Source organism: Enterobacter hormaechei ATCC 49162 (assembly GCF_001875655.1).
GTDB classification, from domain to species: Bacteria; Pseudomonadota; Gammaproteobacteria; order Enterobacterales; family Enterobacteriaceae; genus Enterobacter; species Enterobacter hormaechei.
In genome coordinates this window covers 314,159-337,492 of record NZ_MKEQ01000001.1, presented here as the reverse complement: position 1 = coordinate 337,492, position 23,334 = coordinate 314,159, and the positions used below count along the sequence as shown (strand labels likewise).

Annotated in this window: 20 protein-coding genes; 3 read left to right on the top strand and 17 right to left on the bottom strand. The window is 54.7% G+C overall.

Features of this window, described 5'->3' with window-relative positions; translation table 11 throughout:
- Positions 1–118: 118 nt before the first annotated feature.
- The 7 genes from hcp to BH712_RS01715 form a co-directional block, all read right to left on the bottom strand.
- Positions 119–610 carry a type VI secretion system effector Hcp gene (gene hcp, locus BH712_RS01745; protein WP_006810795.1) on the bottom strand — a complete coding sequence of 164 codons (492 nt, stop codon included), beginning with the start codon at positions 608–610 and terminating at the stop codon, positions 119–121.
- A gap of 5 nt (positions 611–615) precedes the next feature.
- Positions 616–2,322 (bottom strand): OmpA family protein, encoded by a 1,707-nt coding sequence (locus BH712_RS01740; RefSeq protein WP_006810796.1) that lies wholly within the window; start codon positions 2,320–2,322, stop codon positions 616–618.
- Complete coding sequence (gene tssL, locus BH712_RS01735) at positions 2,319–3,008, bottom strand: type VI secretion system protein TssL, short form (protein ID WP_006810797.1); 690 nt, start codon at positions 3,006–3,008, stop codon at positions 2,319–2,321. The genes BH712_RS01740 and tssL overlap by 4 nt, the downstream gene beginning before the upstream one ends.
- Entirely contained in the window at positions 3,005–4,345 is a 1,341-nt protein-coding gene (gene tssK / locus BH712_RS01730; RefSeq protein ID WP_006810798.1) for a type VI secretion system baseplate subunit TssK, read from the bottom strand. The genes tssL and tssK overlap by 4 nt, the downstream gene beginning before the upstream one ends.
- A 15-nt stretch (positions 4,346–4,360) precedes the next feature.
- Positions 4,361–5,896, bottom strand: coding sequence for a type VI secretion system contractile sheath large subunit (gene tssC / locus BH712_RS01725; RefSeq protein WP_032674106.1), 1,536 nt, complete (start codon positions 5,894–5,896; stop codon positions 4,361–4,363).
- A 40-nt stretch (positions 5,897–5,936) separates the two neighbouring features.
- Positions 5,937–6,428 carry a type VI secretion system contractile sheath small subunit gene (gene tssB / locus BH712_RS01720; protein WP_003856899.1) on the bottom strand — a complete coding sequence of 164 codons (492 nt, stop codon included), beginning with the start codon at positions 6,426–6,428 and terminating at the stop codon, positions 5,937–5,939.
- A gap of 611 nt (positions 6,429–7,039) precedes the next feature.
- The gene (locus BH712_RS01715) at positions 7,040–8,656 is read right to left on the bottom strand and encodes a peptide ABC transporter substrate-binding protein (RefSeq protein ID WP_006810800.1); all 1,617 of its coding nucleotides are present in this window, start codon (positions 8,654–8,656) and stop codon (positions 7,040–7,042) included.
- Between the two features lie 183 nt (positions 8,657–8,839).
- On the opposite strand from BH712_RS01715, the gene mpaA reads away from it, so the two are divergent.
- Positions 8,840–9,553: a murein tripeptide amidase MpaA gene (gene mpaA / locus BH712_RS01710; RefSeq protein ID WP_032673856.1), complete on the top strand. Its 714-nt coding sequence runs from the start codon at positions 8,840–8,842 to the stop codon at positions 9,551–9,553.
- On the opposite strand, the gene ycjG is transcribed toward mpaA, so the two are convergent.
- Positions 9,544–10,509 (bottom strand): L-Ala-D/L-Glu epimerase, encoded by a 966-nt coding sequence (gene ycjG, locus BH712_RS01705; RefSeq protein WP_006810802.1) that lies wholly within the window; start codon positions 10,507–10,509, stop codon positions 9,544–9,546. The genes mpaA and ycjG overlap by 10 nt on opposite strands.
- A 105-nt stretch (positions 10,510–10,614) precedes the next feature.
- Between ycjG and tpx the strand changes: the two genes are divergently transcribed.
- On the top strand, positions 10,615–11,121 hold the full coding sequence (gene tpx, locus BH712_RS01700) for a thiol peroxidase (RefSeq protein ID WP_006810803.1): 507 nt from the start codon (positions 10,615–10,617) through the stop codon (positions 11,119–11,121).
- Between the two features lie 34 nt (positions 11,122–11,155).
- Here tpx and tyrR read toward each other — a convergent pair whose 3' ends face one another.
- The 3 genes from tyrR to BH712_RS01685 all read right to left on the bottom strand — a co-directional run bounded on the left by tyrR (position 11,156) and on the right by BH712_RS01685 (position 15,255).
- Complete coding sequence (gene tyrR, locus BH712_RS01695) at positions 11,156–12,697, bottom strand: transcriptional regulator TyrR (RefSeq protein WP_006810804.1); 1,542 nt, start codon at positions 12,695–12,697, stop codon at positions 11,156–11,158.
- 111 nt (positions 12,698–12,808) lie between these two features.
- Positions 12,809–13,861, bottom strand: coding sequence for a YcjF family protein (locus BH712_RS01690; protein ID WP_006810805.1), 1,053 nt, complete (start codon positions 13,859–13,861; stop codon positions 12,809–12,811).
- Positions 13,858–15,255, bottom strand: coding sequence for a YcjX family GTP-binding protein (locus BH712_RS01685; RefSeq protein ID WP_006810806.1), 1,398 nt, complete (start codon positions 15,253–15,255; stop codon positions 13,858–13,860). Before BH712_RS01685 ends, BH712_RS01690 begins: the two co-directional genes overlap by 4 nt.
- 155 nt (positions 15,256–15,410) lie before the next feature.
- On the opposite strand from BH712_RS01685, the gene BH712_RS01680 reads away from it, so the two are divergent.
- Complete coding sequence (locus BH712_RS01680) at positions 15,411–16,421, top strand: LacI family DNA-binding transcriptional regulator (protein WP_000075349.1); 1,011 nt, start codon at positions 15,411–15,413, stop codon at positions 16,419–16,421.
- A 33-nt stretch (positions 16,422–16,454) separates the two neighbouring features.
- Here BH712_RS01680 and BH712_RS01675 read toward each other — a convergent pair whose 3' ends face one another.
- The 6 genes from BH712_RS01675 to ycjR form a co-directional block, all read right to left on the bottom strand.
- Positions 16,455–17,369 (bottom strand): OmpG family monomeric porin, encoded by a 915-nt coding sequence (locus BH712_RS01675; RefSeq protein ID WP_006810807.1) that lies wholly within the window; start codon positions 17,367–17,369, stop codon positions 16,455–16,457.
- Between the two features lie 65 nt (positions 17,370–17,434).
- The gene (locus BH712_RS01670; protein WP_006810808.1) at positions 17,435–18,517 is read right to left on the bottom strand and encodes an ABC transporter ATP-binding protein; all 1,083 of its coding nucleotides are present in this window, start codon (positions 18,515–18,517) and stop codon (positions 17,435–17,437) included.
- A gap of 13 nt (positions 18,518–18,530) precedes the next feature.
- Positions 18,531–19,196, bottom strand: a complete 666-nt coding sequence (gene pgmB / locus BH712_RS01665) for a beta-phosphoglucomutase (RefSeq protein WP_006810809.1) — start codon at positions 19,194–19,196, stop codon at positions 18,531–18,533.
- On the bottom strand, positions 19,186–21,465 hold the full coding sequence (locus BH712_RS01660; protein ID WP_006810810.1) for a glycoside hydrolase family 65 protein: 2,280 nt from the start codon (positions 21,463–21,465) through the stop codon (positions 19,186–19,188). The genes pgmB and BH712_RS01660 overlap by 11 nt, the downstream gene beginning before the upstream one ends.
- The gene (gene ycjS, locus BH712_RS01655) at positions 21,459–22,517 is read right to left on the bottom strand and encodes a D-glucoside 3-dehydrogenase (RefSeq protein ID WP_139237265.1); all 1,059 of its coding nucleotides are present in this window, start codon (positions 22,515–22,517) and stop codon (positions 21,459–21,461) included. The genes BH712_RS01660 and ycjS overlap by 7 nt, the downstream gene beginning before the upstream one ends.
- 11 nt (positions 22,518–22,528) lie before the next feature.
- Entirely contained in the window at positions 22,529–23,317 is a 789-nt protein-coding gene (gene ycjR, locus BH712_RS01650) for a 3-dehydro-D-guloside 4-epimerase (RefSeq protein WP_006810812.1), read from the bottom strand.
- Positions 23,318–23,334 lie beyond the last annotated feature (17 nt).

Sequence of the window (23,334 nt, the reverse complement as noted above, 5' to 3'; positions counted from 1 at the left end):
TATTCAGGAACCCCAAGCGCATCAGGTCGGGCAGGCAGATTGTGTGATTCTTTGCTGAACGCCCGTCAGGGCAGGCGCTCAGCAAAAAACTGCGGACAGGGCCCTGTCCGCATGCGACTTACGCGGTGGCGCGTTCGTTCCAGGAGTCGGAATGAATGATGTTGCCGTCCTTGTAGGTCCAGGTGATTTTTTCGTAGCGCAGCTCAATCTGCTCGAGGTGGTTGTGCTTCTCGAAAGCAGGATCCTTGATGTCATGCATCTTCGGATTCACTTTCACCAGCTTCACGTTCTCAAGCTTCGTGTTGAAGTACTCCACTTCCTGGCCTGCGTCGTTGATTTTGTACCACTTGAACTCGGCAGATTTCAGGGTCTGGCCGGTGGTTACCGCCTTGTACAGATACGGGCTGGAGGAGTCGATTTCCTTGGTGAACAGGAACGGCGTGTGGATACGCGTACCGGTCAGCTTGCCGGTGTTGTTATCGGTCGGGATGTACAGGTTGTGCTCCTGCGCCACCACTTCAATGCTGCCTTCACGATCCTGAACGTCCACAGACCCTTTGATGTCCGCACCGCCGTCGTCCTTCAGCCAAAGATAAACAGGAATTGCCATGTTAATTACTCCGTTACATTGTTATCAGCGCCATCATCCTGCGATGACGCATGGGTCGTGTCCGGCGCCTGACAGGCATCCGCCTGCGGTACCAGACTGATTTCGACACGGCGGTTGAGCGCACGGCCTTCCGTCGTGTCGTTGGCGGCGACAGGACGGCTTTCACCATAGCCCTGCACCGCAAAACAGCTTTCCGGAACGTCGCCGGTATCACGCATCCAGTCGCGTACGGACTCTGCACGCTTCAGGGACAGTACCTGGTTGGATTTGTCGTCGCCCGTACTGTCGGTATGGCCCGCGACCACAATCAGCCAGCCGGGCTTCGCCTTAATGCCCACCAGCGAGTTCACCAGCAGCTTCACTGAGCCGGGTTTCAGCGCCCATTTGCCGGTATCGAACAGCGACATGCTGTCAAGGCGTACAATTTTCGGTACTGTTTTAAGCTTCGGTTTAGACGGCGGAGGGGCAGGAACATACGAGCGAATCGCTTCCAGTACTGGCATACGCAGACGCCCGCCCTGATACAAACCCAGGCTCATTCGTACAGGTACCCCATTGCGTGCCCACGCATCCAGCTGTGCCGCATCGTCACGCAGCACAGCAACCGCGTCGCCTTTCGGCCCTAAATCCTTCATCGGGATACCGTCATAGCGGGCAATATCGAAGCTCACTCGTTGCAACAGCTGGCGATTATTCCAGCCACTGCTGAGCAGTGCCGCAACAGCCGCCAGCGTGAAGATGCTGAGCGCACAGCGGAAGGTTCTGTCACGCGGCGTCAGGCCTCGCCCTTCCGGCAGCAATGGCAGGACAAAATCCGGTAACGGGGAAATAACCGTACTGTCCGTTCCCACCGGGTGCCAGCCCACTACCTGTTGCATTGCAGTATGACGAGAAAGCCACGCCGTCCAGGCCGATGAGGCCAGACTACCGGCAAGGATCGGTCCCATTCCCCACAGCACCGCTACAGGCGTAATGACAGGAACATCGGGGTTCTCATCCGTAAAGACGGCCTGAACGTGCTGATAGAACCAGTCCATCAGGCTGTTCATCAAAACCTGTTGCTGCATCGCAGCCGACCCGCTGGTGGCGATCCATGCAGCGATTGAGGCTGGCGCGGAAGATTCCCGCCAGATCCTCACGCCTTCCCCTGGGATAGCCGCCTGCCAGAGCTGGTCATTCGTCATCGCACTGCCAACCTGACCATTCAGAATCAGCGGCACAGAGTGACCGGTTTCTTTACGCAGTTGGCTGATTTGCCAGCGCAGAGCCAGCAAACGGCTGGTCAGGGCTTCGCTGTCAGCATGTTTCTGCGGGCAGACGCTGACCATCACCGACAGCTGACGACCCCAGTCAGGACGCAACCACAGTACCTGGCGGGCTGTTTGCTCCAGGTCCTGATGATTCTCCACGCGGATCCAGCATCCCTGGGTGACAGTGAGCACCGGTGACTGCTGTGGCCAGGCCAACGGCAGATCGCCACAGACCAGTACCACGGGCTGACGGTAAGTGGCTTCCGGGAGATCATCCAGGCACAGCGTGACGTCATGACCCGCACGACGACTGGCGACAGTCCAGAACGTCAGAATAAGCCCCAGCAGCACCAGCAAAACAAGCACAGAAACCAGGCGGGTGACTGGCAGGAAACCCAGGCAGACCACTGCACTCAGCAGGGCAGCCCAGAGCGCAAGCCCGCGCTGTTGTGCAGGGCTCATTTCACGGCTCCCGGCAACAGGGTAAGCAGAGTCTGATCCAGCCAGCGATCCAGCCCCCACCATAATGCGGCGACAACCACCGCACTCAGGCCAATACGTACGGGCCATGATGCCAGCCAGCCGCCCATCCCCCGTCCGGCATGGCTTTCCGCCAGTACGGGATGGGGATGTGAATAGCTGAACGGCGCAACATATTCATTAAGTGCATTCAAGAGCTTCACGCGCTCAGGATCGTTCAGGGAGCGGAAGCTGCCGAGGAACCCGAGCATCATGACTCGCTGGAAGCAGGTCACCACGGCGTGGTCAGGAGCCGGTTCACGCAGCACATCACGCATCCGATCGCATAACGTGTCGCCGGCGTCCATGGTGCCAAGGAAGTACCCCTGTAGGGGAATGTCATACCACTGTATACAGGCGTCATCCTCCACACCGCGCCCTTTGACCGCCTCATCAAGCAGCGCACACTGTGCCGTAAGAATATGCTGGCAGTTGGCTTCATCAAGTTCGCTCGCTTTCAGGTCTCGCTGCACACGCCTGACATCATCAATGCAGCGCTCCCAAAGCGTTCGCCCTTCCCCGTCCTGGAATGTCGGGCCGTGACGCAGGCTGATCACCTGTAGCCAGGTGTCCTGTAACAGGGCATCAATATCAATGAACGCGGCAGTACCGCGTTTACGATCACTCATGTTCTCAGTACCGCAAAGAGTTCAAGTTCAGGCTCGGCGAGCATTCCCGGAACGTAAAACATACAGGTGCCGCTCTGGAACATTTCGATGGCCAGGGGATGAGAGACATCAAGGCTGAAATACTGATTTTCCAGACGCAGTGGAATGGCTGCCGGCACATGGCGCAGTGGTGTCAGAGGGACGCCCACCCGCGATGAATTGACGATACTCCTGACATGATCGGGACTGCCAACCTTGCACTGGCGCGGGAACTGTTCCTGCAATTGTGCCACCGGCATCGGTGAACGCACGGAGAGGTAGTAATCAGCGCCTTCGCGCAGACGCGGATCATGCAGACGAGCCTGCCAGAAGTGAAGCCGGGCATCATGCTCAAGTTCAATCGCTACCACGCGTGATGGCAGGCTAGCTTCCAGCAGGTCACCCAGTAAATCAAAGAGCGGCGGGAAGACGTTATTTAACTGCTCATGCTGCCAGACTGGGATCGCACTGACCTGATGCTCGAGCGAGAAGGTCAGCAGGCTGCCCGCAAGCCGTGCCAGTTCTGGATAAAGACGCTCAGGCGGGCTTTGTGGGTGGCGCTGAAACTGACCCAGCACGGGTTCAGCACTATTCAGAGCATTAAGCAGCCAGAACAGGGAAACGTCAGCTACGGCAAAATCCGCCATGCGCTCATTACTTTCCCGACGCATGTCCATCAGGCGGCCCAGACGGGCGCGCAGTTGCGTCAACAATTGCTCCAGCTGGGTCAACAGCCAGACACTGCCCCGCAGCGCCAGTAGTGGCGGAAGGTACGTATCGTCAAGTGCCCAGTTTCCCTGCGAATCTTGTTGCAGGCGGGCGACCGGACAGGTCAGGTAATCGCTGTTGTTCTGATGGGCGAAACGCAACGTCAGCTCTGGCCGCATCACTGCAATCTGGCGCGTGTCGTCGCCAAAAAGGTTGCGGACATCCCGCCAGCGCTGGCGAAAGCGAACAGGACGCCCGGCTACCTCATCGGGCTTAAGGCAGTTACCGCCATTCGCGCGCAGCAGCGGAAGGGCCAGAACCACCATCACCTCCTGTGATTCACTCTCAAGCCCCAGCACTGGTGGAAGGTCGTCAGCATTATCCGTATCGATTAATGTCCCGTCAGGGAAGCGGAGGTGCAGATGACGGGCCTGGAGACGACCCAATTTCAGTACTTCCGGTTCGAAAGTGGCATTAATCACCCCCCACGGATGGGAGAGACCAAGCTGGGCGATACATTCCGCAGACCAGGCCGCATAGGCGGCCTGTTGCTGGAAGTGCTGGGGAGAGACCATCTGGCCCCTGCCCCATAACGGTTGTTCCGTTTTCATGCTTCCTGCCTTACGTTACGCTTTCGCCTTAGGCATCTGGCTCACCAGAGACAGGTTCACGTCCATGCCTTCCACCTGGAAGTGCGGCACCGCAAACAGCTTCACGCGGAAGAAGCCCGGGTTGTCCTCGATATCTTCCACCACCACTTTCGCGTCACGCAGCGGATGAGAAGCCTGCAACTCATCGCCCGGATCGGTCATTTCCGTCACCAGACTGCGCACCCAGGTATTGAGTTCCAGCTCCAGCAGACGGCGGTCCTTGGTGGTACCAATGTTCTCGCGCTGGATGAGCTTCAGATAGTGCGCAATACGCGACAGCAGGAAGATGTACGGCAGACGCGCGTTGATGCGGCTGTTGGCCGTGGCATCAGCGGTGTCGTACAGTGCCGGTTTCTGCGCGGAGTTCGCCGAGAAGAAGCAGGCGTAATCGCGGTTCTTGTAGTAAGACAGCGGGATAAAGCCCAGATTGGCGAACTCAAATTCACGGGTCTCCGGGATCATCACCTCGGACGGGATCTTCACCTGGTTGCCGGTACCCAGATCGTACAGGTGGATCGGCAGGTCTTTCACCGCCCCGCCCGCCTGCGGGCCACGGATCTGCACGCACCAGCCGTTATTGATGAAGCTCTTCACCATATTAGAGGCGAAAGAGAATGACGCGCTGGTCCACAGGTATTTCTCGTGATCCGGGCCTTTCACCTGCTCGACGTAGTTGAAGCTGCGCACCGGCACGGTGTCCGGGCCATACGGCAGGCGGCCGAGCACGCGCGGCATCACGAGGCCGATATAGCGGGAGTCATCCGTCTCGCGGAAGGATTTCCACTTGATGTATTCGGCGCGGTCGAAGTAGTTGCCGATATCTTTAATCGCGGCAACCTCTTCCATCGAGTCTTTCAGGAAGAATTTCGGACCGACGGAGCCGATAAACGGCATGTGCGCGGCAGCAGACACTTTTGAGATGTTGCGCAGCAACGCCACATCCTGCGGGCTGGCGTCAAATTCGTAGGAAGAAATCACCGATCCAATCGGCTCACCGCCCGGGGTGTCGTATTCGGCGGTGTAGGTGTGCCAGTAGAGGCCGCTCTGGATCAGTTCTGGCGCGTCTTCAAAGTCCTGACGCAGATCTTCTTTCGACACATCCAGAATTTCGGTTTTCACGTTCTGGCGGTAGTCGGTGCTGTCCACCAGCTGCTTCAGGCCGCGCCACAGGGATTCCACCTTCTGGAACTCCTGGTGATGCATTACCGCATCCAGCTGACGGCTGATCTGGAAATCCAGTTCGGCGATATGGTGGTCAATCAGCGTCTTGTCGAGCTTCTCCACCGGCTGGCCGGATTTGCGAATGCAGTCCATAAACACCTGCATCGCCGCCGTCAGGCGTTCACCCGCCGGAGCGTCAGAGAGCGCGGCATCATCCAGAAACGCATTGATATCGCCCAGGCTGGAAGCCGGGGTCAGGTTGATTTTTTCAAACAGGGAGGCGTAAACGCCCTCTTTTTCCAGTACGGTGGTCTGCCCCTGCGCGGAGGCGGTTTCAGTATTTACAGACATCAGCATATTCCCGGTTAATCCATTAAATAACGCACGCCGCTTATTTCGGGGCCAGTGCACTCATTTCGTCGCGTAATTCCTGAGACAGCGCCGGATCTTTAAGAATTTTCTCGAGTTCTTTTCTGAAAGTAGCGTTATCAAGAAGATTGGATTTGAGGTCGCGTAATAAATTACGCATGGCCAGCATGGCGCGGAGCTGAGGGATCTGGCGGGCAACCTGTTCAGGTTCGAAATCCTTAATATCGGAGAAATTCAGTTTTATACTCTCCTCCGAACCATCCCCGGCCATTGTGTTTGGAACCGTCAGATTAACTTCCGGGTTAAATTCCGAAAGTACGCTGTTGAAGTTGTTTTTATTGACGTTGATTTTCTCCCTTTCGGATAATGGGCGATTCTCTTTTCCATTACTGAAATCACCGACGGTGAGGAGTTTAAGCGGCAGTTCGATTTTCTTCTGCGCGCCACCTGTATGCAGAGCCAGCTTTAAGTTTATGCGTGCCTTGGGCACCTCATTCTGGAATGAATCGGCCATAGCAATCCCTTTCTTAAAAAGAAATAAATGTTAAGTGAGTGACGTTTCTTTACAAAACCATATTAGAGCAAAAGCCCATTCAAAATCAACTTCCCAGATCAAAGATCCAAGATTGGACTTTTCTTAAGAATATTCCACTAAATTGATGCATTCATAAATGCCAGGCATGTATGACAGGCAGTAAATATTAACTATTTATTTACAATAATGTGGCAGGAATGACTGCTTTTATCGGCAATATTGAATTTATCGTGCCATGAAGTTGAATAATTGATTTATATCAATGCACTTCTTAACACGTTCCGTAACAGCGCAGAGAAATAACGCCTTAATTCAATAAATAGTCTGAATATGAAAAATCCTGTTCCGGACAAATTTAATCTTAAAATAGCAATGATTATGCTGCTACAGGAATGGCGAAGAGATGACTATGCGCTTTTCAATAAACTGGAAGAAGAATGGGATTGAAGATATTCATCAACACAATGAGTAATGAGCTGATACGAAGGGATGGTTGGTAATAACCACGCAGTAAAACCATGAACTCTGGGGTTCGGGCGCTTATGCGGTTAACAGATAGAGATCTTAACCACGTAGCGCCCTGGCCTGTTTTAGTGTTTTTCAATATACATTGTACGACTGTACGCAACATCCTCTGGGTTATTTATCGGATAACCTTTTACCCATGGCTTGATGAGACGGCCATTGGTGTACTGATAAATTGGAGCAATGGGCGCTTTTTCAGCGAGGATCTTCTCGGCCATGTTGTAGTCTGCATTACGCGCTTTTTCAGTGGTTTCGAGCGTCGCCTGGTGAATAATCTTATCGTAAGCAGGATCGTTGAATCGTGAGATATTCCCGCTGTGGGAGGAGGTCAGCAACGACAGGAATGTCGACGGCTCATTGTAGTCCCCTACCCACGACGCACGGATGACGTCAAAATTGCCGGTATTGCGGCTGTCGATGTAGGTTTTCCACTCCTGATTCTGCAACTTAACGTCAACCCCCAGATTTTTCTTCCACATAGAGGCGACGGCAATCGCAATTTTCTGATGATTTTCAGACGTGTTGTACAGCAGCGTTAATTTAAGCGGACGCTGAGGACCATAGCCTGCGGCCTGGAGCAACGTTTTCGCCTGTGCATTGAGTTCCTGCTGCGACATCTGCTCAAATGGCGAGGTTTCCGGCGTAAAACCAGCAGTAACATCAGGGGTAAAATGCCAGGCCGGTTTCTCACCGGTTCCCAGGACTTTTTCGGCCATAATGCGCCGATCGATCGTCATGCTCAGCGCCAGACGTACGCGGGCATCAGCGGTTGGGCCTTTTTGCGTGTTAAACGCATAGTAATAGGTCCCAAGCTGTGGCGGTGTATAGACCTGTCCCGGAATATCTTTAAGCAGCTTCTGGTACATGTTTTTCGGAAATGATTCTGTAATATCAATATCGCCCGCCAGGTAGCGTTTGGTCGCTGAGGACTCCTGGTTGATTGGCACAAAGGTGACTTTTTTCAGCACCGTGTTGGCGTTATCCCAGTAATGTGAATTTGGCTCAACCACCAGTTTTTCATTCACGACGCGTTCTTTCAGCACATACGCACCGTTGCCAATGAGCGCGCCTGGGCGCGTCCATTCCTTACCGCTTTCCACGTTGGCCTTTTGAACAGGATAAAACGCGAAGTTAGCCGTCAGATTGCTGAACCAGGGCAGCGGTTTGTCCAGCTGCACCCGCAGCGTTTTAGCATCGACCGCCGTCACGCCGAGGGTATCCGGAGCAGCTTTGCCATCGATAATGGCCTGGGCATTGTTAATGCCCGCCAGCGCCGCAAACCAGGCGAAAGGTGAGGTTGTTTTGGGATCAACCAGACGACGCCAGCTGTAGACAAAATCTTGTGCCGTCACCGGAGTACCGTCAGACCATTTCGCGTTATCCCGCAACGTGAACGTCCAGACTCGGTTATCATTACTCTGCCAGCGCGTCGCCACGCCGGGCACTAACTCCCCTTTTTCGTTCTGATTTACCAGCCCTTCATAGAGGTCTCGGATCACCTGAATCTCGGGCAATCCCACCGCTTTTGCCGGATCGAGCGAAGCGGGTTCATCTTTGATGTGTCGAACCAGCTCCTGCTTTTGCGCCAGAACCGTTCCCCCGGGAACCTCCGCAGCATATGAAAGTGAAGAAACTCCGCACAGCCACAGCGCAGTACAAAGAAGCGAAACAGGATGCTTCATACGATCCCCTTAATGATGTCAGGTAACAGGCAGATGCGTAATTATTTGTTTCGAAACGGAGAAATGCAAATTCTTCCTCCGGAAAGTTGATGCCAGGCAATTTTCACGACATACGGAAACTATTTGATTAACCGCGGGTTTTGCACAACACTGCCAGAAGTGACTTTATTATCAGGGTTTACTATGGCAACTACCCGACCAAGAACGGAACGCGGTGCCTTCCCGCCCGGGACTGAACATTATGGCCGCTCGTTTTTAGGCGCGCCACTGATCTGGTTTCCGGCACCCGAGGCCGATCGTAATAGCGGCTTAATTATTGCGGGCACCCATGGCGACGAAAACTCATCAGTCGTGACGCTTTCGTGCGCGCTACGTACGCTGTCTCCCGATTTACGACGTCATCATGTGATTTTGACCGTCAACCCGGACGGTTGTCAGCTTGGATTACGGGCGAATGCACGAGGCGTTGACCTTAACAGGAACTTCCCGGCGGCAAACTGGCGCGCCGGTGAAACGGTATATCGCTGGAACAGTTCTGCTCAGGAGCGAGATGTGGTTTTGCTCACGGGAGATAAACCTGGGTCCGAACCGGAAACTCAGGCGTTGTGCCAGCTTATTCATAAGATCCACCCGGCCTGGGTTGTCTCTTTCCACGATCCCCTCGCCTGTATTGAAGACCCTCGCCATACGGCGCTCGGCCAGTGGCTGGCGGATGCGTTTGCGCTTCCTCTGGTGACCAGCGTTGGCTATGAAACACCCGGGTCGTTTGGCAGCTGGTGCGCGGACCTCGGCCTTCACTGTATCACCGCTGAGTTTCCGCCCATCTCGTCAGATGAAGCGAGCGAAAAATACCTGCGGGCGATGACAGATCTCCTGCGCTGGCAGCCTCAAAGATGAAGCACGCCGGAAGTAAAATTCAGAGCAGGTGAAACATCAACCGCCAGCCAGGTTGGGCCATCCAGATCGGCAAAACGCACGCTGTTTACCAGCGGGAGTGCAGCGCCAATCGCTCTGGAAGTGCACAACATGCAGCCCAGCATCAGAGTGAAGCCTTGCGCCTGCGCATCTTTTGCCAGAGCAAGGGCCTCGGTTAATCCGCCTGTTTTATCCAGCTTGATGTTCACCATTTCGTAGCGCCCCTTGAGGGATGACAGGCTCTCACGGGTATGACAGCTTTCATCTGCACAGACTGGAAGCGGATGAATAAAATTCGCCAGCGCATCATCGTCTTCTGCCGGGAGGGGTTGTTCCAGCATGGCAACGTTCAGATCGGCAAGCAGCTGACAACGGGCTGCCAGCCCTTCGCTGTGCCAGGATTCATTCGCGTCGACGATCAGGGTGGCATCAGGCACCGCCGCACGAATGGCGACCATGCGTTCGCTAATCAGACGATCGTCGAGCTTCACCTTTAATAAGGTTGCACCGGTGGCATATAACGCCTGGGCGCTGGCCGCCATTTGCTCAGGTTCACCGATGACCACCGTTTGCGCGGTGACGATCGATTGCGGCAGAGTCATGTTCAGCAGCGAAGGAAGCGGTTTGTGTTGTTTCGCCGCTTCCAGACTCCACAGCGCGCAGTCAATCGCGTTGCGCGCAGCGCCAGCCGGTAACCGCTGCTGAAGAGCCTCACGCGTCAGGCCCGCCTGCAATTCGGGCACTACCGTCATAATTTGCGCCATGACTGACGCCAGGCTTTCTCCATAGCGAGGATAAGGGGTACATTCCCCGACACCTTTCACGCCATCCTCTTCACATTCAACCACGACCACGCAGGCCTCACTACGGCTGCCGCGCGAAATCACAAACGGGGTGTGCAATGGCCAGGCTTCTTCATAAACCTTAACGCTTCTCATCACTGACTCCTTGCAGGCCGGTAGGCATAAAATTGGTTTGCCGTGCTAACTGCGGATGACATACACTAGCCACGACGTTAACTATTTGTAAACAGGAAGATATCTATGTCACAACTCGTTCATTTCCAGGGCAACCCGGTTGCTGTTGCAGGTTCCATCCCACAGTCTGGCAGCAAAGCACAGCCTTTTACTCTGGTGGCTAAAGATCTGTCTGACGTCACGCTGAGCCAGTTTGCTGGCAAACGTAAAGTCCTGAACATTTTCCCAAGCATCGATACTGGCGTTTGCGCTGCATCAGTGCGTAAATTCAACCAACTGGCGACCGAAATGGACAACACCGTGGTGCTGTGCATTTCTGCTGACCTGCCGTTTGCCCAGTCCCGCTTCTGCGGCGCTGAAGGCCTGAGCAACGTCATCACCCTTTCCACTCTGCGCAGCCCGGATTTCCTGGAAAATTACGGTGTTGCCATTTCCGAAGGCGCGCTGAAAGGTCTGGCGGCGCGTGCAGTGCTGGTGATCGACGAAAACGACAACGTTGTTTTCAGTGAACTGGTGAACGAAATCACCACCGAACCGGATTACACCGCTGCACTTGAGACGCTTAAAGCCTAAACGTAAAAAAGCCTCTGCAAAGAGGCTTTTTTGTTTATTCGTCACCCTTCTTCTGATTTAACCCATACTCGCGCAGTTTATTTGCAATCGCGGTATGTGACACCCCAAGACGTTTAGCCAGCTTGCGCGTGCTCGGATAGCTACGGTAAAGCTGCGTTAACACCGAACGTTCGAAACGGCTGGTGATGTCATCCAGCGAGCCTTCCATTGCCTCCTCGCCTACCGATACCGTCCCGGCATCGTAATCCGGCAACAGAATATCCTGAGGGCGCAGTTCATACCCTTCAAGCTGAGTTAATGCGCGATAGACCGCATTTTTTAGCTGACGAATATTGCCCGGCCAGCCGTAACGCGTCAGCACAGTGCCAAGGTCGGCAGAGAGCTTCGGACGCGGCACGCCCTGCTCGTCGGCAAAACGGGCCACGAACAGTTCCGTCAACGGCATAATGTCCTGCGGACAGTCGCGCAGCGGCGGGATATTGAGCGTCAGAACGTTGAGACGATAGTAGAGATCTTCGCGGAATACCCCTTTCTGCACCAGCTCCACCAGGTTTTTCTGGGTGGCGCAGATGACGCGCACGTCCACGTGCACTTCATGATCTTCCCCCACGCGGCGGAACGTGCCGTCATTGAGAAAACGCAGCAGTTTCGCCTGCATACGTGGCGACATTTCGCCAATCTCGTCCAGCAGCACCGAACCGCCGTTGGCCTGTTCGAAGAAGCCTTTTTTGCCTTCCGGCGCATGCCCGAACAGCTCGCTTTCCACCGCATCTTCCGGAATTGACGCGCAGTTCAGCGCCAGATACGGTTTTGCCGCACGCGGACTGGCCATGTGCACAGCATGCGCCAGCAGATCTTTCCCCGTACCGGTATCTCCGGTAATCAGCAGCGGTGCCGTGAGATTAGCCAGCTTACGCGCCTGGTCAATCACATGACGCATCTTCGGGCTCACCGCAATAATCTGGCTGAATGCGCCGACGTCCTGGCTGGAAAGATTTTGCAACTGGCGGCCCATACGCACCGTGGAGCGCAGCATGATCACTGCGCCGGTCAGCACCCGCGCAGCATTTTCCCCTTTCAGGTAGACCGGCGTGATTTCCATCAGGAAATTCTGTCCGTTGATGACGACGTGCTCGCTATGGGTATTTTGCGGGTTACTGTCCAGCCAGCGCTGGAAATTAAACCCGGCGATCAGTTGCGTGGCAGGGTGACCGATAAGTTTTTCCTGGCTCTGCGCAAACAACTGGCAGCTGGCCTGATTAACGCGCTCGACTTTATTTTTCAAATCGAGGGACAGAAACGGCTCCGGCATTGCTTCCAGCAGCGCGCTCAGCGCAAGATGTTCCCGCTCGGACGGCATCCAGGGGATGGTGCGTACATCCGTAACGCCAGCGATACGGCGGATTTCCGCCATCAGGCTACTGAAGGTGTTAAATTCAATTTCGGCAAAATTGAGGTAAATTCGCCCGACAGGGTCGATCTCAATGCCACGTAAATCAATGCTACGTAAAACAAGAAGATCGAGTAACTCGCGGGTCAGACCGAGACGGTCCTCACAAAAGACTTCCAGACGCATGGGAAATTCACCGTTTAAGCCAATAACAGTAAAATGATATGTCAGATCACGGTGTTCGGGAAGGTGGCTGTCAACAAATATTGACAGCCAGCACGAATAGTGAACAAAACCTCACTGAGCAGGTTTTTTGTTGAGCGTCTCTTTAAGCTGGCCAATCAGCTCGCGACGGAAATCCCCCAACCGTGGCTTATCGCCATCGATCCAGGGTAATGGACGACAGACCTCCATCGCTTTGATACCTAAGCGCGCCGTCAGCAGACCGGCACCAATCCCCTGTGCCGCCCGGGCAGAGAGACGCGCCGCGAGATCCTGCGACATCCAGTCCATCCCCACCTCCCGCACCAGCTCGCTTGCCCCGGCGAAGGCGATATTCAGCAACACCAGTTTGAACAGGCGCAGACGGCTGTAATAGCCAAGCTCAATGCCATACAGCCTGGCGATGCGGTTGATCAGGCGCAGGTTGCGCCAGGCGATAAAGGCCATGTCCACCATCGCCAGTGGACTGACGGCGATCATCAGCGTGGATTCCGCCGCCGAATGGCTGATCTCACGGCGAGCCTGCGAGTCCAGTACCGGCTGAACCATATGGGAATAGAGCGTGACCACTTCCCGGTCATTCTGAGTTTCGTGGATCGCCGCATACCAGCGCTGAAGCGCCGGGTGAGAGTGATCTATCCCGGCCTGAGCCGCAAGCTTTTCACAAAAAGCACGCCCTTTACCTGTGCCGTGACTGTGCAGCAGATCCCGCGCTTCATCACGTTCGTGGGCGCGCTGACGCAGACGCCAGAGGCGACGCCACTCGGTGACGACTGAGCCGACACCCGCACCGACGATCAACGCCCCAGCGGCGCATCCCCCCAGTGCCACCCAGTCCTGCGTTTGCCAGGCATTGACGCCCCACTGCACGCCCTGCCCGATGACGCTCACACCAAAAAGGGCTAACCCGGCAGTCACCATCTTGCGCCACAGGCTGCGTTTCGGGCGCAGTGCCGCATCAACGACCGCTTCCGCCTGCCCCTCTTCTACCAGCGGCTCCTCTGCCAGCACGGGGGCAAAGTTGTCGGCCTGCGGGCCGCTGAAGGTTTGCGCCGTTTTAAACGCCTCATGCGGGGACTGCTCAAGCTGGCCGGTAAAATCAATGCGTGGTTTTAACGGTTCCGTCATCGCAATTTATCTCCAATTAAAAACTCCAGCGCGGCATCCAGACGGATATGCGGCAATGGCTGATCAACGTTCATGCTCTGCGGACGGAAGGCTTCGAACTGAAAACCCTGGCTTTGCCAGAAAGCCTGGCCCGGCAGGCGCGCAGGAACTTCCCCCGGATAGACCGTGAGCGGCTCACCGTCGCTGAGACGGTTACCCCGCAGGGCCGGAATTTTCTCGCCATTCACGTCAATCAACCCACTCTGCGTTGCCTGTACGGACGCCAGACCCAGACAATCCATGCTGATGCCTTCGAAAGCCGCATTTTGCCAGGCATCCTGCACCAGCTGTTGCAGCAGGGATACCATATTGGCGTGCTGATCGACCGTAACATGGTCAGCTTTTGTGGCGGCAAACAGCAGCTTGTCGATGACCGGCGAGAACAAACGGCGAAACAGCGTACGCTGGCCGTAATGAAAACTCTGCATCAGCTGCGTCAGCGCCAGTCGCATATCATTGAACGCCTGCGGCCCGCTGTTGAGCGGTTGCAGGCAGTCCACCAGCACGATCTGGCGGTCAAAGCGTAAAAAGTGATTTTTATAAAAGCCCTTAACCACCTTCTCACAATAGTAATTGTATCGCTCGCGGAGCATACCGGCGTTGGTCGTCTTGTCCGCCTGCGCCAGTTTCGATTCGCCGATGCTGTCCACGTCCGGCCACGGGAAAAACTGTAGCGCGGGAGCACCGGCTAAGTCACCCGGCAGAACAAAGCGGCCCGGCTGAATAAAATGCAACCCTTCCTGTTTGCACTGGTGCAGGTAATCCGTCCAGGCTTCGGCTATGACGGCCAGACGGTTTTCATCCGCCGGTGCCAGCGGATCCAGTCCCTCGCAAAGCTGGCGCCATTTGGTCGACCACTCAGCCCGCTGCCCCTGCAACAGACCGGTCATCTGTCGGGACCAGCTCAGGTAATCCTGCGCCAGCATCGGTAAGTCGAGCAGCCATTCTCCCGGATAATCCACAATTTCGAGATACAGCGTGGAGGTTTCTTTGAAGTGGCGCATCAGGGATTCATTCGAGCGGAAACGAAGCGCAAGGCGAATTTCGCTCACGCCACGCGTCGGGGTGGGCCAGGCAGGAGGCTCCCCGTATAACTGCGCCAGACCTTCATCATAGGTGAAACGGGGGATGCCAAAATCACGTTGCGGTACGCGTTTCACGCCCAACAACCGCTCCTCGCGCACCGCGCTAAGCAGCGGCAGCCGCGCCCCTGCGTGAAGGTTCAACAGCTGATTGACCATCGCCGTAATGAATGCCGTCTTACCGCTGCGGCTCAGTCCCGTCACGGCAAGACGCAGATGGCGATCAACGCCACGGTTCATCAGAGAATTGAATTCGTTTTTAAGTCGCTTCATCGCCGTCCTTCATTGCCTGGAACCCTGAAAAAAGTCACTTCAGAATACAGTAAATTGGGGCAGATCGTTGATTATCAATTCTTAATTATTGCTATTGCCGTTTTCTCTCCAGTAAGATGGGCGCAATTGCTGTCCGTCCGGAGTGAGTAAGGTGTATGTCACCCACCATCTATGATATTGCACGCGTTGCTGGCGTTTCGAAATCAACCGTGTCGCGCGTTCTGAATAAACAAACGAATATTTCTCCTGAAGCGCGCGAAAAAGTGTTGAAGGCGATAGATGAATTAAATTATCAACCTAATAAGCTTGCCCGCGCACTCACCTCTTCTGGCTTCGACGCCATTATGGTTATTTCGACCCGTTCAACCAAAACCACCGCGGGAAATCCATTTTTCTCTGATGTACTGCATGCCATAACGGCAAAAGCAGAAGAGGAAGGGTTTGATGTTATTTTGCAAACGAGCAAAAGCAGTGAAGATGATCTGCAAAAATGCGTAGGTAAAATAAAGCAGAAGATGATCAAGGGGATCATCATGCTAAGCTCGCCAGCGAACGAGTCTTTTTTCGCGACGCTGGACGGATACGGTGTCCCCGTAGTCGTTATTGGTAAAGTGGAAGGCATTTACCAGAATATCTATTCTGTCGACACGGATAATTTCCACGACAGCGCCATATTAACAGACTCTTTTATCAAACATGGCCGCACTAAAATTGCCTGCCTGCATGCCCCGCTCGATTATCACGTTTCTATCGATCGCCTTGCGGGTTATAAATCGAGCCTTGAGAAGCAGGGTATTGCGATTAACCCGGACTGGGTGATCGATGGCGGATATACCCATGAAAGCGCGCTTCAGGCGGCCTGCCAGCTACTCTCTTCAGACAACCCACCCGATGCGGTTTTTGCGACTGACAGTATGAAATTGCTGAGTCTTTACCGTGCCGCGGATGAGTTAAATCTGACGATCCCGGAACAGGTCGCAATGGCAGGATACAGCGATCCGATGCTCTCTCTGATTTTAACCCCTGCGCCAGGCGGCTTTGATATCCCCACGAGAAAGCTGGGCGAAGAGAGCTGCAATTTGTTGTTCAAGTGCATTGCGGGTAAATCTGCGCCGCATAAGGTATTGGTTGAAACGCATTTTTCCGATGCGACTTCGTTACGCTAAAAACCAGGGGCTTACGCCCCTGGCAACAGGTCATCAGAACGCGTAATTCACGCCGACGCCTGCATAGTGGAAGCGATCGCTATCACCTTCGTCATGGTTTTCCCATTCATAAGCATATTCCAGGGTCATGGATAAACCATTGCTAAAGTCATAGGCGTACAGCATACCCAGACGGTTGAAATCATGTCCTTCGCGCTCAGGATCGTCCTGCCAGTCCCAGTTAGACCAGCGATCGAGTCCCAGACGGGTATAAGGCGTTAACGTAGTCTGGCCCAACGAAATCGGCAGATAGGCGCGAATTTCCTGAGTGGCGAATTCACCGTTATTACGTGAGCCGTCCATATTGAAACCGCGCTCTAAATAGTAATTAACTTTTGCCGAGATGGTTTCGTTAATTGTCCAGGTAAAACCGGTTTCGGTCTCGACGCGGCTGTCAGAATAGCCGGTTTTTTCCAGATCGTTGGCAAACTGATACATGGCAAACCAGCCGCCAAAACGCCAGTCGTCGGTTAATTTAATATCCCAGTCAGGCTGAACTTTGTAGCGCTGCATATTGGCACTGCCGTCTTTAGCACCGTGCTCATCCTTAAAGTGATAGCCATAATTACGGAAGCCACCGGTCAGGCCGAACGTAAAATCATCGGTGCCGATAAAGCGATAGCGTAATTCAAATTCCGGACGATCAAAATAGGTGCCGCGCGTCATGCTACTGTAATCGACCGGCCCCTCCTGATACATAGCCAGCGAAAGGGTCCAGGCATCCCATGTGGCATTAAACCACACGGAAGGTTCATATAATCCATCTTTATCGTCGGCCTGACCTTCGACGTTTTCAATTTCATACATGGCACCAATATTAAATTCCCAGTGTTTGGCTGATTCAGTTGCTTGCGCGCAGCTCACTCCTGCGCACAGAACGAGCGCAGCACTTCTTAGTAGAGTACTCATTAAAATATTCCTTTATAATTAACACACAAAAAACCGGAAATTTTCATTTCCGGTGAACACCTTTCTTATCTAATAGCTGTTTCAGTATCAGCATCGAAGAAATGGCATTTATTCATATCGAACTGAATGCCGATATTATTTCCTGCAACGTAATCATCCGCCGCTCCCGCACGGACAACCAGTTCATGCCCACCCACGGTGGCATACAGCATAAATTCAGCGCCGGTCAGCTCGGCAACGCTGATTTTCGCCGTGATGTTTTCACCGTTGCGCTGCGGGGTGAGAATGTCTTCCGGACGGATCCCAAAGACGACCGCTTTACGCTGGTAACCTTGCGCGTTCAGTACGGCCAGCTTGTCCTCCGGGATCTCCAGACGCAGCGTTTCGGTTACAAAGTAGCGGTCGTCGATCGCGCCACGAATGAAGTTCATTGCAGGTGAGCCAATAAACCCTGCAACGAACATATTCGCTGGCTCGTTGTAGACCTGCTTCGGCGCGCCTACCTGCTGAATGATGCCGTCTTTTAAAATCACGATGCGGGTCGCCATCGTCATGGCTTCCGTCTGATCGTGCGTCACGTAAATCATGGTGGTGTTAAGCTTCTGGTGCAGCTTACTGATTTCAGCGCGCATCTGTACACGAAGCTTGGCATCGAGGTTAGACAGAGGTTCATCCATCAGGAAGACCCCCGCTTCGCGCACTATCGCCCTGCCTAACGCCACGCGCTGGCGCTGACCGCCGGACAACGCGCCAGGTTTACGCTGGAGATAGTCGCGTAAGCCCAGGATCTGTGCGGCCCAGTTAACGCGTTCTTCAATGACGGAGGGCGCGATTTTTTGCATTTTCAGGCCAAACGCCATGTTGTCGTAGACCGTCATATGCGGATAGAGCGCATAGTTCTGGAAGACCATCGCGATATCACGGGACTTGGCGGGAACATCATTCATGCAAACCCCGTCAATAATCAGTTCACCCGCGCTGATCTCCTCAAGGCCGGCAATCATTCGTAGCGTCGTGGATTTCCCACAGCCCGATGGACCGACGAAGACAATAAATTCTTTGTCTTCAATTTCGAGGTTGAAATCCTTAACCACGTGGACCTGGTTATCATAGATTTTCTGAATGTGTTTCAGAGACAGTTGAGCCATTATTAATTCCTTATCAAAACGCCCGGGATGCCCAGAACGCCGTCAGACGTTCCCAGGTCAGTTCCTGCGTTGAATGAAGTTGTAATCCCGCATGGTTCAGGCCAGGCCCAATCCCGACCGACAGCATTCCTGCGGCGTTGATCGCATCTACCCCTGCGGCGGCATCTTCGATACCAATGGCCTCTTCAGGACGCACGTTCAGTCCTTTACAGGCCGCAAGGAAGATTTCCGGGTCCGGCTTTGAGCGGGAAATGCGCGAAGCATCGGCGCAAAAATCGAAAGCCTGGTGAATACCCAACGCGTGCAAAATCCCGGGGGCATTAAGCGATACGGATGCCAGTCCAATTTTGACCTTCGCGACGCGAATATCCGCCAGCACGTCACGAATTCCCGGCAGGAGCGAATCCTGCGTCAGTGACGCCAGCGACTGGACGTAGAGCGCGTTTTTTTTCGTCGCCAGCGCCAGAAGCTGCTCCTCGCTGAACATCCCCTCTTTCCCGCCGTGCTTCAGAATGCGCTGGAGGGAATCCATGCGGCTTATTCCCTTCAGCTGTTCGTTAAACACTTCGTCGAAGGTGATACCAATCTCCTCCGCCACCGCGCGCCAGGCCAGAAAATGAAGGTGCGCGGTGTCGGTGATCACCCCGTCCAGATCGAATACAACAGCGTTAAGCGTCATGGCGCGCCTCCCTGGTAGCGGTCCCATTAACAGGTGCAATAAAGTCCTTATGCGCACAGACTTTTCGCCCCGATACGTGCAGCGTTTTGCCCCACAGCGTCAACGTGACAGGTGCAGTGGTTTCAATGGTTAACTGGTCACTTTCACAGGTAATGTGCATTGTTGCGTTCCGCCACCGCAGCGGGAAGGCGAGTTTCTGCCAGTGAGCAGGCAGCTTTGGCGCAAGATGCAGTTCCCCTTCGCTAATGTGCAGGCCAGCAAATCCCTGAATGGCACCCAACCAGATCGCTCCGGTGGCGGCGGCATGTATACCGTCATCGCTGCTGTGCGGATCGTCCCCCAGGTCAATCGCGATACCGTCACGCCAGAAGGCATACGCCCCTTCGGTGTCACCGCAGCGCGCGAGCACAATGCCGTGAATGGCTTTGCTCAGGGAGGAATCATGAATAGTGCGTGGCTCATAAAACGCCAGGTTGGCAGCACATTGCTCCGGTGTGAACCGTTCCGGCAGCAGGTAGTTAAGCATCACCACATCGGCCTGCTTCAGGATCTGCATCTCGTTCACTTCCGCGCGGGAGTAATCAAGCAGAATGGTTTGCTTACCCGCTTTAGCTTTATAGCGGCTCAGATCGATGGCTGGTTTAGCCATGAAGGTATCATCCTGCGGGATCACACCCTCCGCGTCGGCCTCCGGCAGCCACAGGCGCGCCAGAAACTTCCCGGCATTCTCCGTAAAACGCGCATCTTCACGGCCAAACATCGCCATAAAGTGACGCGCACAGGCAACGTTATGCCAGGCCAGATAGTTGGTGTAAGCATTGTTGTTGACATGCTCGGTGTATTCATCCGGTCCGATCACGTCATGGATCTCAAGACGACCATTAATTTCCGTCGCGCGTCCCATCCAGAACGAAGCGGTTTCCATCAGCAGCGTCAGGCCTTCATTTCGCATAAAGGCATCATCGTGTGTCGCCTGCCAGTAAGCGACAACGGCCCAGGCAATATCAGCCACGATGTGGTGTTCAGCGAGGGCTGACGCGACTTTCTGGCGAACTCCGGTACGGATGTTAATTGCCGCGAACTCTGGCGTCTCTTCCTGTCCGCTGGCGGCGCTTTCCCACGGGAACAACGCGCCCGGCCAACCGTTACGGCGTGCTTTTTCACGTGCGCCTGAGAGATTCAGCCAGCGATAGCGCAGCAGGCTGCGGGCAATCTGTGGACGGGTAAACAGATGGAACGGCAGCAGGAAAATTTCGGTATCCCAGAAGACGTGCCCCTTGTACCCCTCGCCCGTCAGCCCTTTCGCCGCAATACTGCTTCGTTCATCATGGGCAGGCGTCATTGTCGTCAGATGCCAGATGGCGTAATCCAGCGCCAGCTGATCCTGATGCTCTGCGGAAGCCACTTCCACCCGGGCGTCACGCCAGACCGTTTCCCAGGCATACGCTGAGCTCTCAAGCAACGCATCGTAGCCTCTTGCCGCGCAGACTTTGAGATCGGCCAGCGCGTTGCGAGCGAAGGACTCCTGCGATAGCGATTTATCGCTGCGATGCGTCAGCCAGACGATTTTCTCAAGCGTGACAGTGTCACCTTGCGAAATAGTCAGAGAATGATGAACGCTGAGACGGCGATTTTTGGCGGTGAAACAGCTGTCGCTTTTAGCGGAAAGCTGACAAAACGCCGAAACAACAACTTCAGACGCCCGGTCCTGCGTTTCATAGACACCCTGCATGTAGTGCTGGTCAAAGACCCTGACCGAGATTTCATCCAGATGCTGCCTGCCGCTGTTCGTTTGCGTTGCATCAATGCCGGTTTTCAGCACGGCCTGTACGGCACCATCAAGCGGTGTGATGGAGAGCTGCATTGCCACTAAGGGCAGCTGATCCAGCGAAACAAAACGACGGCTCTCCAGGCGATAGCGTTTACCGTCCGGCGAACGCCAGACCACGTTACGATGCAGTTCGCCATTAGCAAAGGCCAGCTCGCGCTGCCACTCAAGAATGTCGCCTGAAAGGAGCGTGAAATTGACGCCGTCCAGCTCAACATCAATCCCGGTGATATCCGGCAGATTGATCAGTTCTGTGGTTTCGTTGCGTCCCGCGCGATGATACAGCCCGGCGAGATACATCCCTCTGGTCTGCTGGGTGTAATCTTCTTCATGCGTGGCGCGAAGGCCCATATAGCCATTGCCGCAGGCCATAATGGACGCGTATTTATTCAGGCTGTGCGGGCAAAAGCCCGGATCGGTTAATACAGACTGGTTCAGCATAACGTCACGCTTTCCCCTGTTTCCGCGGCTTCGTATAACGCCGCGACTAATTGCTGGATCACCAGCCCCTGCTCCGCATCGGCAATCATGACCGACTCGCCCAATACGTGGCGAACAAACGCGTCCATACTACGCTGATGTCGACGATCGTCCGCCTCTTCACGCTGGGTCAGCGTCTGCAAAACACCGGCTTCGTCGTTATAAATGTGTGCCGGGAACAGCGTTGCACCCGCCTTCTCACCGCAGAAAGAGACGTTCATGATGGACTGCTCGCGGATATTAAGCGCAAAAGAGGTGTCCAGACGCAGAATGCCGCCGTTGCAGAATTCAATCGTGCCAAACAGGGCATCTTCCACGGTAAACTGCGCTGGATCCCACTCGCCGAACTGACCGGTGTGTTTCCGGTTCCCCAGTCTCTGGAAGCTGTGCGCGGTTACCCGTTTTACCGCCGGGAAGCCCAGCACATACATCGCGGCATCCAGCATATGAATGCCGATATCGATCAGCGGTCCGCCGCCCTGGAGCGATTTATTGGTGAACACGCCCCACCCCGGCACACCGCAGCGACGCAGCGCCTGCGCGGAGGTGAAGTAAATTTCACCCAGCGTACCGTTCATAACCGCATCGCGCAGGAGCTGGGTATCCAGGGCAAAGCGATGGTGAAAATCGTATGCCAGGACTCTTCCTGCCTTGCGCGCCGCGATGCACATCTCATCAGCCTGTTGCGGCGTCATCGCTGGCGGCTTTTCGCACATCACATGACAGCCTGCCTCGAGAGCCGCCATCACATGTTCAAAATGGAACCGGTTAGGCGAACAGACGCTCACCACATCCGGTTTTACTTCCTGCAACATCTCGTGAGCGTCCTGCCATGCCGATGGAATGGCATAACGTTCCGCGAACGCCTGTGCCTGCTCAAGGCGGCTGTCCATGACAGCCACCATTTGAACATCACTGCGCGTGGCGTAATACGAGGCATGCACTTTGTCTGCAACCTGCCCGGCGCCAATGATGGCGACGCGCAGAGGCAAAGGTGTAGAAGCACTCATCACGCTCGTCATCCTTAGCATTCACGCAAGTAAGTGAGAGAGTCCTTATAGGCCTTAGCCGGATCGTCGGCACGAACCCGGCACTCGTACACGACATAACCCTGATAGTTATCGGCACGCAGCTGGTCGAACAGGCTGGCGAAATCGAGACTGCCGCTGCCCGGCTGATAGCGGTGGTTATCAGCAATGTGCACATGACCCAGCAGATCGCGGTTGTGATGCAGCGCTTCCGTCAGCGAGTCTTCTTCAATGTTCATATGATAGAAATCACCGATGATCTGCACGTGCTTCAGGTCGTTCTCTTCGATATAACGACGCGCGTCGGCCAGGGTGTTGATCATATGATCCTGATAGCGGTTCAGCGGCTCGAGGTAGACGGTGGTCCCGGTACGCGCGGCGACCTCATCCAGCCAGCGCAGGGAGGCGCTTACCGCTTTGCGGTCGCCTTCGAGGCTACGTGGCGAAGTCATTGGCGGCAGACGGAAGGTAAACATTCCCCAGGCAGCTGGCACAATAATCCCCTTGCCGCCCACTTCTGCCAGCGCTTCCAGAATGCGTTCAATCTGCTGTAAACCGTTTAAACGGCGTTCTTCGATGAAGTCCCCGATCCAGCCATCGTATCCGCCACATGCCGTTGTTACCGGCAGACCGGTGGCTTTGATAGCCGCTTTCACTTCGTCGAGGTTATCTACCAGCAGTCGGCCATCAATTTCGTAGCCATCAAAACCCATCGCTTTGATGTATTCGAATTTTTCCATGATAGCGGTCGGGAAAAAGGCCTGGTTTTGTGTTGCGATTTTCATGATTTGCTGTCCTTAGC